15 protein-coding genes are annotated in these 16,083 nt (G+C 50.0%); 2 read left to right on the top strand and 13 right to left on the bottom strand.

What is annotated here, in order from left to right; translation table 11 throughout:
* The first annotated feature begins 21 nt into the window (after window positions 1-21).
* Complete coding sequence (gene mciZ / locus WFJ73_RS03910) at window positions 22-153, top strand: Z-ring formation inhibitor MciZ (RefSeq protein ID WP_336771789.1); 132 nt, start codon at window positions 22-24, stop codon at window positions 151-153.
* Window positions 154-195: 42 nt separating this feature from the next.
* Here the strand turns inward: mciZ and WFJ73_RS03905 are convergent, their stop codons facing one another.
* The 6 genes from WFJ73_RS03905 to lpdA form a co-directional block, all read right to left on the bottom strand.
* Window positions 196-1,323, bottom strand: a complete 1,128-nt coding sequence (locus tag WFJ73_RS03905) for a M20/M25/M40 family metallo-hydrolase (RefSeq protein ID WP_336771788.1) — start codon at window positions 1,321-1,323, stop codon at window positions 196-198.
* A 150-nt stretch (window positions 1,324-1,473) separates the two neighbouring features.
* Window positions 1,474-2,193, bottom strand: coding sequence for a lipoyl(octanoyl) transferase LipB (gene lipB, locus WFJ73_RS03900; RefSeq protein ID WP_336771787.1), 720 nt, complete (start codon window positions 2,191-2,193; stop codon window positions 1,474-1,476).
* A gap of 20 nt (window positions 2,194-2,213) precedes the next feature.
* A complete protein-coding gene (locus WFJ73_RS03895; RefSeq protein ID WP_336771786.1) occupies window positions 2,214-3,524 on the bottom strand; it encodes a dihydrolipoamide acetyltransferase family protein in 1,311 nt (436 codons plus the stop codon).
* A 37-nt stretch (window positions 3,525-3,561) separates the two neighbouring features.
* Window positions 3,562-4,545 carry an alpha-ketoacid dehydrogenase subunit beta gene (locus WFJ73_RS03890; protein WP_336771785.1) on the bottom strand — a complete coding sequence of 328 codons (984 nt, stop codon included), beginning with the start codon at window positions 4,543-4,545 and terminating at the stop codon, window positions 3,562-3,564.
* Between the two features lies 1 nt (window position 4,546).
* Complete coding sequence (locus tag WFJ73_RS03885; protein ID WP_336771784.1) at window positions 4,547-5,560, bottom strand: thiamine pyrophosphate-dependent dehydrogenase E1 component subunit alpha; 1,014 nt, start codon at window positions 5,558-5,560, stop codon at window positions 4,547-4,549.
* A gap of 95 nt (window positions 5,561-5,655) precedes the next feature.
* A complete protein-coding gene (lpdA, locus tag WFJ73_RS03880; RefSeq protein WP_336771783.1) occupies window positions 5,656-7,083 on the bottom strand; it encodes a dihydrolipoyl dehydrogenase in 1,428 nt (475 codons plus the stop codon).
* Window positions 7,084-7,372: 289 nt separating this feature from the next.
* On the opposite strand from lpdA, the gene WFJ73_RS03875 reads away from it, so the two are divergent.
* Window positions 7,373-7,666, top strand: coding sequence for a DUF2627 domain-containing protein (locus WFJ73_RS03875; protein WP_336771782.1), 294 nt, complete (start codon window positions 7,373-7,375; stop codon window positions 7,664-7,666).
* Window positions 7,667-7,783: 117 nt separating this feature from the next.
* On the opposite strand, the gene spo0A is transcribed toward WFJ73_RS03875, so the two are convergent.
* The 7 genes from spo0A to dxs all read right to left on the bottom strand — a co-directional run bounded on the left by spo0A (window position 7,784) and on the right by dxs (window position 15,971).
* Window positions 7,784-8,602: a sporulation transcription factor Spo0A gene (spo0A, locus tag WFJ73_RS03870; RefSeq protein WP_336771781.1), complete on the bottom strand. Its 819-nt coding sequence runs from the start codon at window positions 8,600-8,602 to the stop codon at window positions 7,784-7,786.
* 265 nt (window positions 8,603-8,867) lie between these two features.
* Window positions 8,868-10,193, bottom strand: coding sequence for a SpoIVB peptidase (gene spoIVB, locus WFJ73_RS03865; RefSeq protein WP_336772124.1), 1,326 nt, complete (start codon window positions 10,191-10,193; stop codon window positions 8,868-8,870).
* Window positions 10,194-10,316: 123 nt separating this feature from the next.
* A complete protein-coding gene (gene recN / locus WFJ73_RS03860; protein ID WP_336771780.1) occupies window positions 10,317-12,026 on the bottom strand; it encodes a DNA repair protein RecN in 1,710 nt (569 codons plus the stop codon).
* Between the two features lie 22 nt (window positions 12,027-12,048).
* Window positions 12,049-12,501: a transcriptional regulator AhrC/ArgR gene (gene ahrC / locus WFJ73_RS03855; protein WP_336771779.1), complete on the bottom strand. Its 453-nt coding sequence runs from the start codon at window positions 12,499-12,501 to the stop codon at window positions 12,049-12,051.
* Between the two features lie 20 nt (window positions 12,502-12,521).
* A complete protein-coding gene (locus WFJ73_RS03850) occupies window positions 12,522-12,980 on the bottom strand; it encodes a hypothetical protein (RefSeq protein ID WP_336771778.1) in 459 nt (152 codons plus the stop codon).
* A 246-nt stretch (window positions 12,981-13,226) separates the two neighbouring features.
* Window positions 13,227-14,063: a TlyA family RNA methyltransferase gene (locus WFJ73_RS03845; RefSeq protein ID WP_336771777.1), complete on the bottom strand. Its 837-nt coding sequence runs from the start codon at window positions 14,061-14,063 to the stop codon at window positions 13,227-13,229.
* 12 nt (window positions 14,064-14,075) lie between these two features.
* Window positions 14,076-15,971 (bottom strand): 1-deoxy-D-xylulose-5-phosphate synthase, encoded by a 1,896-nt coding sequence (dxs, locus tag WFJ73_RS03840; RefSeq protein WP_201003646.1) that lies wholly within the window; start codon window positions 15,969-15,971, stop codon window positions 14,076-14,078.
* Window positions 15,972-16,083 lie beyond the last annotated feature (112 nt).

The following is a 16,083-nucleotide window of genomic DNA, read 5'->3' as shown; positions in this document are numbered from 1 at the left end:
CCACAAAGGAGCGTGTGAAAGATGAAACAATATCTAACGCATAATGAACTGAGACTCGTCGGCAAAGCCTGGGAAATTCAAACTCAACTCCGCAAGCTCTCCCGAATGGATATCCCGCTTCAAAAGCTGCTCTCCCCGCAAAAAACGAAATAAACGGCTTATCCTGCCTTGGACAAGCCGTTTGTTCTCGGATGTTTAAGCTTTCGAGGCTTGTTTGATGATCTCGATAATGAACTCCGTAATTTTCACAAGGTCAACGACCTTGATCTGTTCCTTCGTTGTATGGATATGCTCGTAACCAACGGCCAGATTGACCGTAGGCACGCCGAGACCATTGAAAATATTCGCGTCGCTGCCGCCCCCGGAATGGAACGTGCGCGGCGTAAGTCCAATTGCCGTTGCTGCCGACTTGGCCAGCTGGACAACCGGCGAGTTATCGTCATGGACATAAGCCGGGTAGATTAACTGGCTTTCAAATTCCGCTCTTGCACCAAACTCCTCCGCCGCACTCTCCAGCGCCTCGCGCATGGCGTCCACCTGACGGTCCAGCTTCTCCTGCACGATACTGCGTGCTTCCGCTACCAGCTTCACGAAATCGCAGACGACATTGGTTGCGCCGCCGCCCTCAAAGCTGCCGATATTAGCCGTTGTCTCTTTGTCGATACGACCAAGCGGCATACGGGAGATTGCTTTTGCGGCTACTTGGATCGCGCTGATGCCATCTTCCGGATTTACGCCGGCATGCGCCGACTTGCCATGCAGCTTCATGATGACTTTCGCTTGGGTAGGCGCTGCGACGGCCATATCCCCAATCGAACCGTTGGAATCAATCGCATAACCAAACGATGCTTTCAGCTTGGAGGCATCCATATTCCGTGCGCCAAGAAGACCGGATTCCTCTCCGACTGTAATGACAAATTGGATCGGTCCATGAGGAATGTTGTTTTCCTTGAGCACGCGGATCGCTTCCAGCATGGCGGCCAGCCCAGCTTTATCGTCGCTGCCGAGTATCGTTGTGCCATCGCTTCGTATGTAACCGTCACTGTCAATTTGCGGCTTGATGCCGTTTCCGGGCGCTACGGTATCCATATGGGAAGTGAACAAAATCGTAGGCGCGCCTGCTTCTCCTGTACCTTCCAACAAAGCGAACAAATTGTTTGCGCCATGCCCCGTTTTTTCCATCGCGTCATCTTCCTCAATCGAAAGACCCAGCTCCGAAAACTTTGCTTTCAGCACTTTGCTGATTTCCTGCTCGAATCTTGTCTCGCTGTCTACCTTGACGAGTTCGATGAACTCGCTGACGATCCGTTCCTGATTCACCATAACTATTTCCTCCGCTCTCTGTTTTCGATTACAATAGACGGGAGCTTGTTTTTTAAAAGAAAGGAGTTTTTACCCTTGAAGATGCAAAAGCTTATTCGTCTAGTTGCTATTCTTGTTGTTACCGCCCTTGTCATTACGACGCTTGTTGCTTCACTCAGCTCGCTGCTCTAGCAGAGCGGGAGTCGAAAATCCGAATACACGGCAGAAATGCGGCAGCAGCTGCCGCGCTGCCTCTTCTACGGACAGGGTAACGCCGGACAAGTCGTTAAAGGATGTTACCCCATACTCCTGAATGCCGCATGGAATAATGCCGCTAAAGCCCTCGTTGCCTATTCCCGCCTCAATATTCAAGGCAAAGCCATGGCTTGTTACAAAACCGCCGCGATCGCGGGCGCGATTGAATTTCACGCCGATTGCGGCGATTTTCTCATTGCCGACCCATACCCCAGTATATTCCGGCTTTCTCCCCGCTTCTATACCATATTCGGCCAGCCAATTTATTATAGCCTGCTCTACATTGCGCAGGTACGCATGCAGATCCAATCCCTCCATCGGCAGGAACAGCATCGGATAACCGACTAATTGTCCCGGCCCATGATAAGTAATGTCCCCGCCGCGGTCGATTTCGAAGACCGATATTCCGCGCTCGTTCAGCTCATCCTCGCTAAGCAGCAGATGCTCGTGATGACGGTCCGTGCCCAGCGTATAAGTAGGCGGATGCTGAAGAAGGAGAAGCGTTTCCTGACGCTCCTCCTGGCTGATCTGCCGCACGATCGATTTCTGCATTTCCCAAGCTTCCGCATAACCGATCATCGGTATATATCGGGCTTCCATTTGCCGCTCCACGTGTTTAGATGCCGTGTCAGTCATGCTGGATTACCCCGTTTCTTCTAGTACAATTTCGTGTCTACGTTAAAGCTTTCAAGATTGTCTTTCACGCGCTGCAGGAAGCGGCCGCAGATAACGCCGTCCAGTACGCGGTGGTCAAGCGACAAGCACATATTCGCCATGGAACGGATTGCAATCATGTCGTTGATCACGACAGGACGCTTCACGATCGATTCAAAGGTCAGAATAGCTGCCTGCGGATAGTTAATAATCGGGTTCGTAATAATCGAACCAAAGGAGCCTGTATTGTTGACGGTAAAGGTACCGCCCTGCATATCGCTGAGCGTCAGCTTGCCTTCGCGTCCGCGGCGTGCCAGATCATCGATTTCCCGCGCAAGGCCGGCTATTGTCTTGTGGTCGGCGTTTTTGATAACAGGTGTCGCGACGGACTCTTCGGTTCCGACTGCAAGGGAGATATTGATATCCCGCTTCACAATGATTTTGTCGACAGCCCACATGGAGTTCATGATCGGGAAATCCTTCAAAGCATTAACGACAGCCTTCAGAACAAAGGCCAGATACGTCAGATTAATGCCTTCGCGCTTCATGAATTCATCCTTCACCTTGTTGCGAAGCTGAACCAGATTGGTAACGTCGATCTCAATCATCATCCAGCCATGCGGAATTTCATTGACGCTTAGCATTGTATTGCGGGCGATTGCGCTCCGGATCGGCGATACGTCGATGAAATCTTCTCCACGGCCCTGAATCGAGGCGCTTTGACTAGGTACGGTTGGCGTACGAGGCGTCTCCGTTAAATGCAAGCCGGACGAACGAACTTCCGTTACGGTTGTGCTTGGCGGAGGTGTGACCGGCTTGGCCGCAGCAGGCGCAGGCGCTTGTCCCACACCGGAAGCCACGTAAGCCAGAATATCCTTCCGCGTAATTCTTCCGCCAAGTCCAGTACCCGGCACATCAGCCAGACGGACGCCATGCTCAGCCGCAAGCTGCTGAACAGCCGGCGAGAAGCGGTTGCGCATCGAATTGTCGTCTTCATCGGCCGATTCCGCGTTTACGGCAGCTTTTGTTGCTTCCGATGCCCCCGAAGCTTCCGTTGCCGATGAAGCAACTTCCGTCTCAACGCGGCATACCGGAGTCCCGACCGGTACCGTCTCGCCATTGCCGACCAGAATCTCAATCAGCGTGCCGGCAATTGTGGAGGGCAGCTCCGCGCTTACTTTATCCGTGATAAGCTCACAGATCGGTTCATACATCTCAATCCGGTCTCCCGGCTGCTTCAGCCATTTGTCAATAGTCGCCGAGACCAGCGATTCCGCCAACTGAGGAATAACGATCTCCTTTACCGATTTCATTAATTATCCATCTCCCTACCTGACACGTACTTGTCGCTTAGTATAGCGCCAAATTGCGCATTGCTTCTTTTACTTTGTCTTTATTGAGCAAGAAAAACTTCTCGCCCGGCGGGTTAATCGGCATAGCCGGCACATCCGGACCACAAAGTCTTTGGATAGGAGCATCCAGCTCATACAGCAGCTCTTCCGCAATAATAGCCGATACTTCCGCACCTACGCCGCCAGTCTTGTTGTCTTCATGAATAATCAATACTTTGCCCGTCTTGCGGACTGCCGCGAGAATGGCTTCCTTGTCGAGCGGCTGCAGCGTTCTAAGGTCAAGAATATGAGTGCTGATGCCTTCTTGCGCAAGCTCTGCAGCTGCCTGCTCAACAAACATTAGAGGCATGCTGTAACCGATAACGGTGATGTCGTCGCCTTCGCGCAGAACGTTGGCTTTCCCGAGCTCAACAACATAATCATCCTCTGGAACATCGCCGTTAATAAGCTTGTAGCATTTTTTATTTTCGAAGAAAATAACCGGATCGGGATCCCGGACTGCTGCTTTTAATAGACCTTTTGCATCATAAGCGGTATAGGGCGCTACAATCTTGATGCCGGGCGTTCCGAAAAATACAGACTCCGGGCATTGCGAGTGATACAAGCCGCCAAAAATACCGCCGCCGATTGGCGCACGGATTACAAGCGGACAACTCCAGTCGTTATTGGAGCGGTAACGGATTTTTGCCGCTTCGCTAATAATTTGATTAGTCGCCGGGAACATGAAGTCCGAATATTGCATTTCCGCAATCGGCTTCATGCCGTACATAGCTGCGCCAATCGCAACCCCAGCAATAGCGGACTCGGCAAGCGGCGTATCAAGCGCACGCATCTCGCCGAATTGCTCAAGCAGCCCTTTGGTTGTTGTGAATACGCCGCCCTTTACGCCAACGTCTTCCCCAAGCACGAATACGTCTTCGTCGCGCTCCATCTCTTCTTTCATTGCCAAACGAATCGCATCGATATAATCCATTTTTGCCATCTTAGCGTCCCTCCTCCGCGTATACGTGCAACAGTACGGATTCTGGTGCCGGGAATGGCGCGTTGTCGCCGTATTCCGTTGCTTCATCGATCATCTTGCGGGTACGCGCTTGAAGCTCAGCTTCAAGCTCTTCATTCCAAAGGCCGCATTCTTCAAGATAACTTTTATATTTCGGGATGCCGTCCTTCGCGCGGTTCTGGTCTACTTCTTCCTTCGTGCGGTACGCAAGATCGTTATCGGAAGTAGAATGCGGGGACAAGCGGTACATCATCGCTTCGATCAGTGTCGGGCCTTCACCGGCAATCGCACGCTCACGAGCTTCCTTCACTACCCGGAATACTTCAAGCGCATCATTGCCGTCAACCTGGAAGCCCGGGAAACCGTAGCCAAGGGCACGGTCGGCCACTCGTCCGCCAAGCTGCTTGTGCACCGGTACCGAGATCGCGTATTGGTTATTTTCGCACATCAGGATGACCGGAAGTTTATGTACTCCGGCAAAGTTACAGCCTTCATGGAAATCGCCCTGGTTGCTCGAGCCTTCCCCGAAGGTTACAAAGCTGACGATCGGTTTGTTTTTCATTTTTGCGGCCAAAGCAATACCAACCGCATGCGGCACCTGCGTCGTAACCGGGCTGGAGCCGGTCACGATCCGAAGTCGCTTGCTTCCGAAGTGGCCAGGCATCTGACGGCCTCCGCTATTCGGGTCTTCTGCTTTCGCGAAAACAGACAGCATTAATTCTTTTACCGTCATGCCGACGGCAAGGACAAATCCATAATCGCGATAATAAGGCAGGAAATAATCATTCTCCCGGTCGAGCGCAAAAGCAGCTGCCACTTGTGCAACCTCTTGGCCGATGCCGGAGACGTGGAAATTAATTTTACCCGCTCTTTGCAGCAGCAAGTTGCGCTCGTCGAATTTACGGGCGAGCACCATCATTGCGTACATTTCAAGAGCCTGTTCGTTAGTTAAGCCTAATTCGTTATGACGAAAGGTTTGTTCGGTTGATTGACTCATGAGGTTGTGCCTCCTTTAACCTGATTTTAAAACCAGGTACTAAGACTTGATATTACCTATTATAACCGCATTCGGTCGAAAAAGAAAATCCTTCGCTAGAGAGCGAGCGATTTGCCGTCAATGGCAAGCATAGCTTCCCCAAGAGCTTCGGATAAGGTTGGATGCGGGTGAATAAGCTGACCGACTTCCCAAGGCGTTGCATTAAGCAGTCCGGCAAGCGAGGCCTCCGAAATCAGATCCGTTGCATGCGGACCAATCATATGGACCCCAATAATATCATTGGTCTTACGGTCTGCAATCACCTTCACAAACCCGTCTGCTTCGCCAAGCACAAGAGCTTTGCCAATTGCGGCGAACGGAATTTTACCGGTCTTAATATCATGCCCTTTCGTCCGGGCGCCGTCTTCGGTCAAACCGTAAGAAGCCACTTCCGGGCGGGAATAGATGCAGCGCGGGATAAGATTGGGATCAACCGACGCTTTCTTATGTCCCGCAATATGCTCGGCTGCCGCAACGCCCTCATGAGATGCCGCATGCGCAAGCTGTACCCCGCCAATTACATCGCCAATCGCATAAATATGCGGCTCGGTTGTTTGCCCGAATTCATTGACATAGATGACGCCATTTTTGGTTTGAATATCCGTATTCTCAAGACCGATGTTTTCAATGTTCGCCTGACGGCCGACAGACAGGAGCAGCTTGCTTGCTGTAAGCATAATATTTCCTTCGGAAGTTTCCGCTGTAATGGATACTTCATCTCCGTTTATCGAGAGCTCATCGGTTTTGAGCTGTACATTTGTGAGAACCCGCACTCCGCGGCGGCGAAGCAGTCTTGTCAGCTCTGCCGACACTTCCACATCTTCGCCCGGAAGAAGTCTTGCTCCAACCTCCACCAAGGTTATCTGCACGCCAAAATCCTGCAGCATCGAGGCCCATTCCACCCCGATAACGCCGCCGCCAACGATTAACATTGATTCGGGAAGCTTCTCGAGCTGAAGAGCATCGTCGCTGGACAAGATATGCACGCCGTCCGGTTTTAGCCCCGGCAGATGACGAGGGCGCGAGCCCGTTGCGATAATCAGGTTCGTCGAAACAACCGATTCCATTTCTCCATCAGCCATTTCAACCGCTAATGAACCGCTGCGCGGCGAAAAAATGGACGGGCCGATAATGCGGCCTTTACCGTTAATAATCTGAATATCATACTTCTTCATCAAGCCTTTAAGGCCGCGATGCAATTGTTCAACCGTCTTTTCCTTACGGTCCTGAACTTTATTGAAATCCAGTGACAGAGCACCCTCAGTAACCGAAACTCCGTATTTGTCCGCTTCAAGCAAAGTCGCATAAACCTCAGCGCTGCGAAGCAGCGATTTGCTTGGTATACATCCTCTATGTAAGCAAGTGCCGCCCAACTTATCGAGCTCCACGATAGCTACGCTTTTGCCCAGCTGAGCAGCTCTAATCGCTGCTGTATATCCGCCCGGGCCGCCGCCAAGCACAGCTACATCCACTTGGATCGTCATTATGTATTCCCTCCTGAAATGAATTATCCCCCACAATGGCCGTACTGTGGTCATCGTGATGATGCATACTTCGAAAGCGCGTTCGCTAAAAATTGTTGCCTAGTTAGCCCATTATGTGCAGGTGATTCGTGACCGTTCTTGCATCGCAAGCATCCGATTACCACTCGTCCTATTGTACCTTTTTTCAAATCGATTTACATCGTTAAATTTCCGAAATAGACACTGCCTTCGGAAAAAGGTATCATAGGAAGGAATGTTTAATAACGGATACAAGGAGAACATCGTACATATGAGATTAGTTGCTGCTCGTCTAGTTGCCGTTTTGCTTCTCGTCATTCCCGGTATTGCGGCCTGTATCGGTTTTCTCAAGATGAAAAACGCCTTATTCAATTACTTTTCCGATTTTGGGAACGATGCCATTCATCCGGATTTTGCCTGGCTCAGCTTCTTGTTTGGACTGGTTCTCTTTGCAATCGGCGTCGGTTTTATTGGCGGATGGATCTTCTTCCGCGACCGTAAACGCAATTACGTAGCCCCAAGATTCCGTCCGAAACGACCTAGACCTCCAAAACCGCAAGCTTAAAGAACATAGAAAAACCCCGCTGTACTCCTTGAGTATTGCGGGGTTTTCTTTTTTGGCCTGAAAAGAAAAACCGCCTTCATATTGGGTGGAACCAATAATAAATAGCGGTTTTATTCTTTAGCTTACTTTGTGCTCGATCCGGAGCTTATCAGCTACCATCGCAATGAATTCGGAGTTGGTCGGCTTGGATTTGCTGATGTTGATCGTATAGCCGAACAGGTGGGAGATGCTGTCGATATTGCCGCGCGTCCATGCAACCTCGATTGCGTGACGGATAGCGCGTTCAACGCGGGATGGCGTTGTTTTGAATTTTTCGGCGATTGCCGGATACAAAGTCTTCGTAATGGCTCCGAGAATTTCGATGTTGTTGTACACCATCGTAATCGCTTCGCGCAAGTACTGATAACCTTTGATATGGGCCGGAACCCCAATTTCATGAATGATGCTCGTAATGTTGGCGTCGAGGTTCTTGCCTTTGGCAAGTGGCACGACATTCGATTTGACCGTCGTTGTTGCGGCAGAGCTGCTAAACGATGCCGAGGAAGAAAACGTGGAATTGCCCACCAATTGACGAATCCGATTTGCGAGGATCTCCATATCGAACGGTTTCAAAATATAATAAGATGCGCCAAGCTGAACGGCTTTTTGAGTGATATTCTCTTGACCGAAAGCGGTCAGCATGATGATTTTAGGCATAGGCGTGATATTTAATTCCTTAATGCGTTCCAATACACCTAAACCGTCCAGGTGAGGCATTATAATATCAAGGATTAGAACATCGGGTACTTTTCTGCCTTCTTCGAAATAAGTCAATACCTCTTCACCGTTATAAGCCACTCCGCTTACGTTCATATCATTTTGTTCCGATATGTATTCGGATAATAAATTGGTGAATTCACGATTGTCATCTGCCAGCAATACTTCGATCTTGTGCAAGGTCTGGTCCTCCCTTAAATGGTATTCACTGCGCGATTACCTTTCCCTAGTTGTCTTGGAATAAAGTTTTCGACATGCCAGTTTAAATTCCTTCTGTCGAAAATTTTTTTCCTTTGATTTTTTAATCTTTTTCGTTATAATTAATAATTTATTACATTTTATGATGCCGTTCGTAAATTTTCGACAAATCCAACCAATTCTAGACGTATTCATGAAGAAACCGCTGAAGGGTTTAACAAGCCCAATCAGCGGTTATTTTATTGGTTTATGCAGCTGTACCTTGCGTCGATTTCTCTCTCATCAAGATGCCTGCATCCTGCAGCATCCATTCGATAAAGCATCCGTAGCCCGAAGCAGGATCGTTAACAAAGACATGTGTAACGGCTCCTACCAGCTTCCCGTTCTGGATAATCGGCGAGCCCGACATCCCTTGAACAATCCCGCCCGTTTTATCGAGAAGGCGTTTATCGGTAATCTTGATTACCATACCTTTGGTTGCTGGGGCAGGCTGTTTCGTAACATGAGCGATCTCGATATCAAACCGCTCGACCTTTTGTCCGTTAACAACAGTCAAAATTTGAGCCGGACCTTCTTTAACATCTTCGGCGAACGTCACAGGAATCGTTTTATCGCTAAAGCTATGATTCGGGTTTTCGCCCATTTTGCCAAAAATACCGAATGGCGTATTTCGTTCGATATTGCCTAAAATCTTGCCTTCTTTGACAAAATGGGCACGTTTCTCACCCGGCTCTCCCGTTTGGCTCTTGTTAATGGACGTCACGCTGGACTGCAAGATCTGCCCTTCGCCAACTTCGATCGGCGTCTGGGTATCCATATCGGTAATGACATGCCCAAGAGCACCGTAAACACCTTGATCAGGAGCATAAAACGTTAATGTACCAACACCGGCCGCTGAATCACGAATATAAAGACCAAGCTTCCAATTGCGCTCTTCCGCATCGCGGACCGGGTACAGCTTTGTTTCTCCGATGGTACCATTACGTTTGTAAGTTATTGCAAGCGGACGCTGCTCCCTGCCTGCTTGCTCCACCAGATTGGCCACCTTGCTGACTTCATTAATATTGTGCCCATCGATCCTGATAATAAGATCGCCTAAACGAAGACCTGCTTTTTCACCAGGCGACTCCTTTGTTCCGTTACTTGCGCGAACCTGATGATGGCCCACAACAAGAATACCGGCCGATTTCACTTTCACGCCAATTGTCTGACCGCCTGGGATGACCCTTAAATCAGGCACGACATTAACTTTAACGGTCTTGAAAGGAATTTTACCAAATAATTTCACTTTCATGCTCGTCTGGCCGCTCTGATGCGGCTGTAACGAAATCGGGTCATTCAAATTGACTGATAATGACTGACGGGTTGAGCCATTGATTTGAAGCATTCGTGGATCCACGGTAACTTCTGCATGTACGGGTACTCCATATTGTAATCGTTTCAGTTGGCCGGAGAATAAACGAAGTTCATTCGGGAATGCGGCAAAATGTTGAAACGGCGCGGAGAGTCCGATCATGCAGACGCAGATAACGAGAACTAGGCCAAACCATTTCTTCCTTGGGCTGGAGTTCAATGATTTCACGCTCCCTGTTATTCCATCGCATGACGAGTAAGGTCGTTTCGCCATTGGCGTACCTTTAAGTTACCCCGCACTGTTTGTTTTATGACCACAAAAACATTCCCTGAATACCTTCCTTTAGGCTCCCTTCTGCCGATCCGCCAAAACAAGCATTTCTTGAGCATGATGACGGGTTTTTTCCGTTACTTCAACGCCGCCCAGCATGCGGGCGAGCTCTTCAATTCGCGAATGCTCCACCAGCTTTGTGACATTTGTGGAAGTACGTTGTTCAATAATATGCTTCTTAATTTCGTAATGGTGATCCGCCATGCAAGCAACTTGAGGCAGATGCGTAATGGAGAAGATCTGGCATTTCGCTGACAGCTGCGACATTTTCTCCGCAATAGCTTGTGCCGCTCTGCCGCTGACGCCGGTATCCACTTCATCAAAGACCAGAACAGGCACTTGGTCAATCTCGGCAAAAATCGCCTTAAGCGCAAGCATAATTCGGGACATCTCACCGCCGGAAGCAATTTTATTGAGCGGTTTAAGCGGTTCGCCCGGATTCGTCGACAACATAAAGATGACTTCATCGATACCGTTAGCGTTAAGAGCCGCCATCTCGGATGTTTCAGACGCTGTCGGATGGTCTAGCTGAACCCGGAAGATCGTATTGCCCATTTGAAGCTGCTTAAGCTCAAGCTCGATTGCGGCTGCGAGACGTTCAGATGCATGGGAGCGAAGCTCGGACAATTCCTGTGCCAATTCATGTGCCTGCAAATACAGCCGCAGTTCATCTTTTCGCAGCTTTTCCAGATACTCGTCGCGGTTCTCAATCTTGTCACGCTCTTCCGTAATGCGCTCCAAATATTGAAGAATATCCGGAATCGACTCTCCGTATTTGCGTTTCAGTCCGTTGATCAGATCCAGCCTGTCTTCAATAATGGACAGCTGCTCAGGATCAGAATCAATGCTGTCCCGGTAATCGCGAAGTTGGAATACCGCATCTTCGGCTTGATAAAAAGCAGACTGAAGCTGTTCCAGCATAGGCGTCAGAACTGCAGGATCATAAGTCTGGATATCGGTCAGCTTGCTGATCGCTTTAGTGATAGCGTCAAGCCCTTTGCCGTTGTACAGTAAGGCATAGGCTTCGGATACGGAGTCCATCCGTTTGCCTGCATATTGCAGCTTGCGGCGCTCCTCCATCAACTGCTCATCTTCGCCGTCTTTCAGATTGGCATTTGAGATCTCTTCGATCTGGTATCGGTACAAATCCAGCATCTGAACATTATGGCGGGTTGTCTCTTCAAGCTCGCGAAGGGATGCACGCGCTTGCTGAAGCTGCTGATACACGGCCCGATAAGCGGTCTTTCGCTCAATCAGTAGATCGCCGGCAAACAAGTCCAGCCATTCAAGATGCTGTTCGGTTCTCAAGAGCGATTGATGCTCATGCTGACCATGTATATTAACAAGGCACTCGCCGATCTCCCTCAGCATCGTCATCGTGACAAGCTGCCCGTTAACACGACTGCTGCTCTTGCCATGAGAAGTCAGCTCGCGTCTGATAACAAGCATCTCTTCTCTTGCTGCCTGTACGCCAAGCCGCTCCATTACGGCCCATACCGGATGCTGGGACGGCAAATCGAACATTGCCTCCATCTCGGCTTTATCACAGCCATACCTGACCATATCTGCGGAGCCCCGTCCACCAACAATTAAGCTAAGTGCGTCAATAAGAATGGATTTCCCCGCACCTGTCTCGCCTGTTAATACATGAAATCCATGATGAAACGAAACGTTTACTTCCTCAATAACGGCTAAATTCCGAATGGATAGCTCGCGCAGCATGGCCAATGACCTCCAACAATGTTTAATTCAGAAGGTCGAGCAGCTTCTCGACAAGCTCGCCGCTCTTCTCCTTCGTTCTGCAAATGATTAGGATCGTATCATCGCCGCATATCGTCCCCATGACCTCAGGCCATTCCATGTTGTCGATCAGCGCGCCAATCGCATTGGCTGTGCCAGGCAAGCATTTCATGACCACCAGATTCTCGGTAAAGTCGATATGGGTAAAATGATCGATAAGCGCCCGCTTCAGCTTATTAATGGGATTCTGACGCTGCTGATCCTGTGGCAGCGAATATTTATAACGCCCATCGCCTGCGGGTACTTTAATGAGCATAAGCTCTTTCATATCTCTGGATACGGTAGCTTGAGTAACCTGGAGTCCCGCATCTCTAAGGGCGTCCACCAGTTCCTCTTGCGTTTCGATTGTATTTTTCGTAACTAATTCCTTGATTTTGTATTGTCTGATGCCCTTCATAACTTTCCTCCCCAAACAAGCTAATCGCTTATGTCAAAAATAATTCGCCGAATGATCTGCTCCTTCACGTCTACAAACAATACTCCCGCGCATTCAGGCAACAGGAGGGAATATACAAGCAGACGGTCTCGAACACCGCTGCCTGTCCAATCCATCGGCATACGTTCTCGGGCAGTTTTTACAATATACATTTTGCCATCTTGCTCGGCAATATAATCAATGTACAATCGGCTGTTAAGTGATTGTCCGTCCAATTCGATTCCGATCGGAACCCTGTGCTTACCGGAAATAACATCATATCCCGAACGTTTCAGGAATTGAATGTTCTCGTCATCTTTAGCAAGTTCACCGCCTTTGCCAAGCGTCAATCGATTGACGCTCGCGGGCTGGTGAAGCCAGCGATAGAATCCCCGGTACGCCCAGAATAACAAAAACGCGCCAGCGACCAGCATAATAAACCAGTCACCGTACATTTCCATACACAGCCCTCCATTCCATTAGAACCTATCTTAATTGGTTCGTGATGAAGGGAGCATTTTCCTCTTACAAACAAATGGACGAACGCATGTTTGGTTGATTTCAGTTTAGCAAATCGAACACATGTTTGTAAAGAGGGAAAACAAAAGGGAACGCTGGCCGCTTTCTAAACGGCCGAAGCATTCCCTTTTTACATGTTGCTCCAATACGGGCGATTACGCCAATTGCGCAATACACGGCTGCTACGGTTAATGTTTCTGTTTTACGGTAAAGGTCTCGCCAGCTTGACGGACAACGTCCTTGATGGCTTCTTCGTCAGGGAATGACCCGTTCGGCTCATTCTCCCAAGTCCAGTAGGCGAGAAACTCGATGTTGCCCTCCCCGCCCGTAATCGGTGAGAACGTTAGATTTTGCAGCTTGTAGCCAAGCTCTGACGCAGCCTTCAGAACCGTCTCGAGCACTTCCTTATGAACGCTTGGCTCCCGGACAACGCCCGATTTGCCAACCTTCTCCCGCCCTGCCTCGAATTGCGGCTTAATAAGGGCGACGATTCCGGAGCCTACGCCCAGCAGACCGCTGAGTGCCGGCAATATCAGCTTGAGCGATATAAAGGATACGTCAATCGAGGCAAAGGTAGGCGGCGGACCTTCCAGATCGGCCGGCTGCGTATATCGGAAGTTGGTACGCTCCATTACGCGCACCCGTTCATCCTGTCTGAGCGACCAATCCAGCTGGTTATAACCAACATCGATAGCATAAACAAACGAAGCGCCGTGCTGCAAGGCACAATCGGTAAAACCGCCGGTTGAAGCGCCGATGTCCAGCATAACCCTCCCGGCCAGATCGATATCGAAGGACCGGATCGCTTTTTCCAGCTTAAGCCCGCCGCGGCTGACGTAAGGGTGGATAGCGCCTTTCACTTTGATCTCGGCTTCCCGCGGGACCTTCATGCCGCCTTTGTCTACCGGCTCGTTATTCACCAGCACAAGACCGGCCATGACGGCCGCCTTCGCTTTTTCCCTGCTCTCGTAGAACCCGCGTTCCACAAGCAATACATCTATTCTTTCCTTAGGTATTGTCGTCATGATTCTCCTTCGTTACTGCCCGGTTGCGCGTTTTTGGAGGCTTGGCAGCAGGTTTTTGATCTCCATCGCCGCCCGTTCTCCCGTTAAACCAACTTCCACGCGCTGCTCCTTTATGGAACCATGTTCCACGAAAATATCCGGAACGCCCATAATGCGGACCGGCATGCCATAAATTCCGCGGAGGGAGTAAAACTCCATTACCGAACTGCCGAACCCGCCAAGCTCGGAGCTTTCTTCGATGACAAGAATATGTTTGCCTTCCGCAGCAAACGACAGCAGCATCTCTTCATCAAGCGGCTTAATGAATCTGGCATTAACGATTTGAACATTGAGGCCGTCTCTCTTCAAAAGATCCGCAGCTTCTTCGGCTACCTGAATCATTGGCCCCATCGCCAGGATAACGGCGGAATCGCCTTCGCGAAGCGTCTCCCACTTCCCGATCGGAAGCGGACGCATCACTTCGTCCATCTTCACGCCGAGGCCGTTAATGCGCGGATAACGGACCGCGATCGGTCCTTCGTTATAGTCAATCGCCGTCTTCATCATGCGGCGAAGCTCATTCTCGTCTTTAGGCATCATAATGACAAGGTTAGGCACGTGGCGCAGGAACGCAATATCGTACACCCCTTGATGCGTCTCGCCGTCCGGACCAACAAAGCCCGCCCGGTCAATCGCGAATACCACGTTGGCGTTCTGGCGGCAGATGTCATGCACGACCTGGTCGTAGGCACGCTGCAGGAATGTCGAGTAAACGGCGTAGACCGGCTTCATGCCTTCCATGGCGAGAGCCGCCGACATCGTAGCGGCATGCTGCTCGGCAATGCCAACGTCGATCATGCGGTTCGGGAACCGTTCAGCGAACGGGAGCAAGCCGGAACCGCCCGGCATTGCCGGAGTTACCGCAACAATCCGTTTATCCTTCTCAGCCAGCTCAATAAGGGCGTTGCCGAATACTTCCGTGTACATTGGCGGACCAACCGCCTTTACCACTTGGCCCGATTCAATTTTGTAAGGTGAAATTCCATGCCACTTGAAGGAATCTACCTCGGCTGGAGAATAGCCTTTTCCTTTCACCGTTATAACGTGTACTAGAACCGGCCCGGGGATGGAATCCGCCTGCTTGAAGAGTTCAAGCATCTGCTCCATGTCATGGCCGTCTACCGGTCCAAGATACGTAAAGCCGAACTGTTCAAACAAAATGCCGCTGACAAGCAAATATTTCAAGCTGTCCTTGAAACGCTCGGCCGTCTTCGCCAGCTTGCCGCCGATGGCCGGAATTTTGTTCAGCAGATGCTGAAGCTCATCCTTCGCCTTCTGGTAATGGCGGTCAGTACGGATCTTGCTCAAATAATGATGCATGGCACCAACGTTTGGCGCGATCGACATTTCGTTGTCATTCAGAACGACAATCAGTTTTCTCTTCTCGTCCCCGATATGGTTCAACGCTTCAAGCGCCATGCCGCCTGTCAGAGCGCCATCGCCGATGACGGCAACAACCCGGTTATTCTCGCCTTTCAGGTCACGGGCTAAAGCCATGCCCATCGCGGCCGACAGAGAAGTGCTGCTGTGGCCGGCTTCCCAAACGTCATGCTCGCTTTCGGCGCGTTTAACAAAGCCGCACAGCCCTTTATATTTACGCAATGTATCAAACCGGTCTTTACGCCCGGTCAAAACTTTGTGAACATACGATTGATGTCCTACGTCAAATAGAAACTTATCCTTCGGACTGTCAAATAGATAATGGAGGACGAGAGTCAGCTCCACAACCCCCAGGTTAGGTGCGAGATGACCACCTGTAACGGAAAGCTTCTCAATAAGAAACTGGCGAATTTCCTCAGCTAACCGCTCCAGCTCTCCTACTGATAAATCTTTCAGGTCTTGAGGTCCGTTAATTTGATCAAGCAGCACGTTACTTCCTCGCTTTCTGGAATACGACATTTTGAACACGGTCCCATTCCACAATAAACGTCAAAATATTTCAATCATTATAGCACAATTGCTGAACATTTCCCAATGTACC

Origin of the sequence: Paenibacillus sp. MMO-58, from assembly GCF_037146255.1 — a bacterium.
Taxonomy (GTDB): Bacteria; Bacillota; Bacilli; order Paenibacillales; family Paenibacillaceae; genus Pristimantibacillus.
Note: the sequence above shows the minus strand (reverse complement) of the source record. Positions and strands in the feature narration are given on the sequence as shown.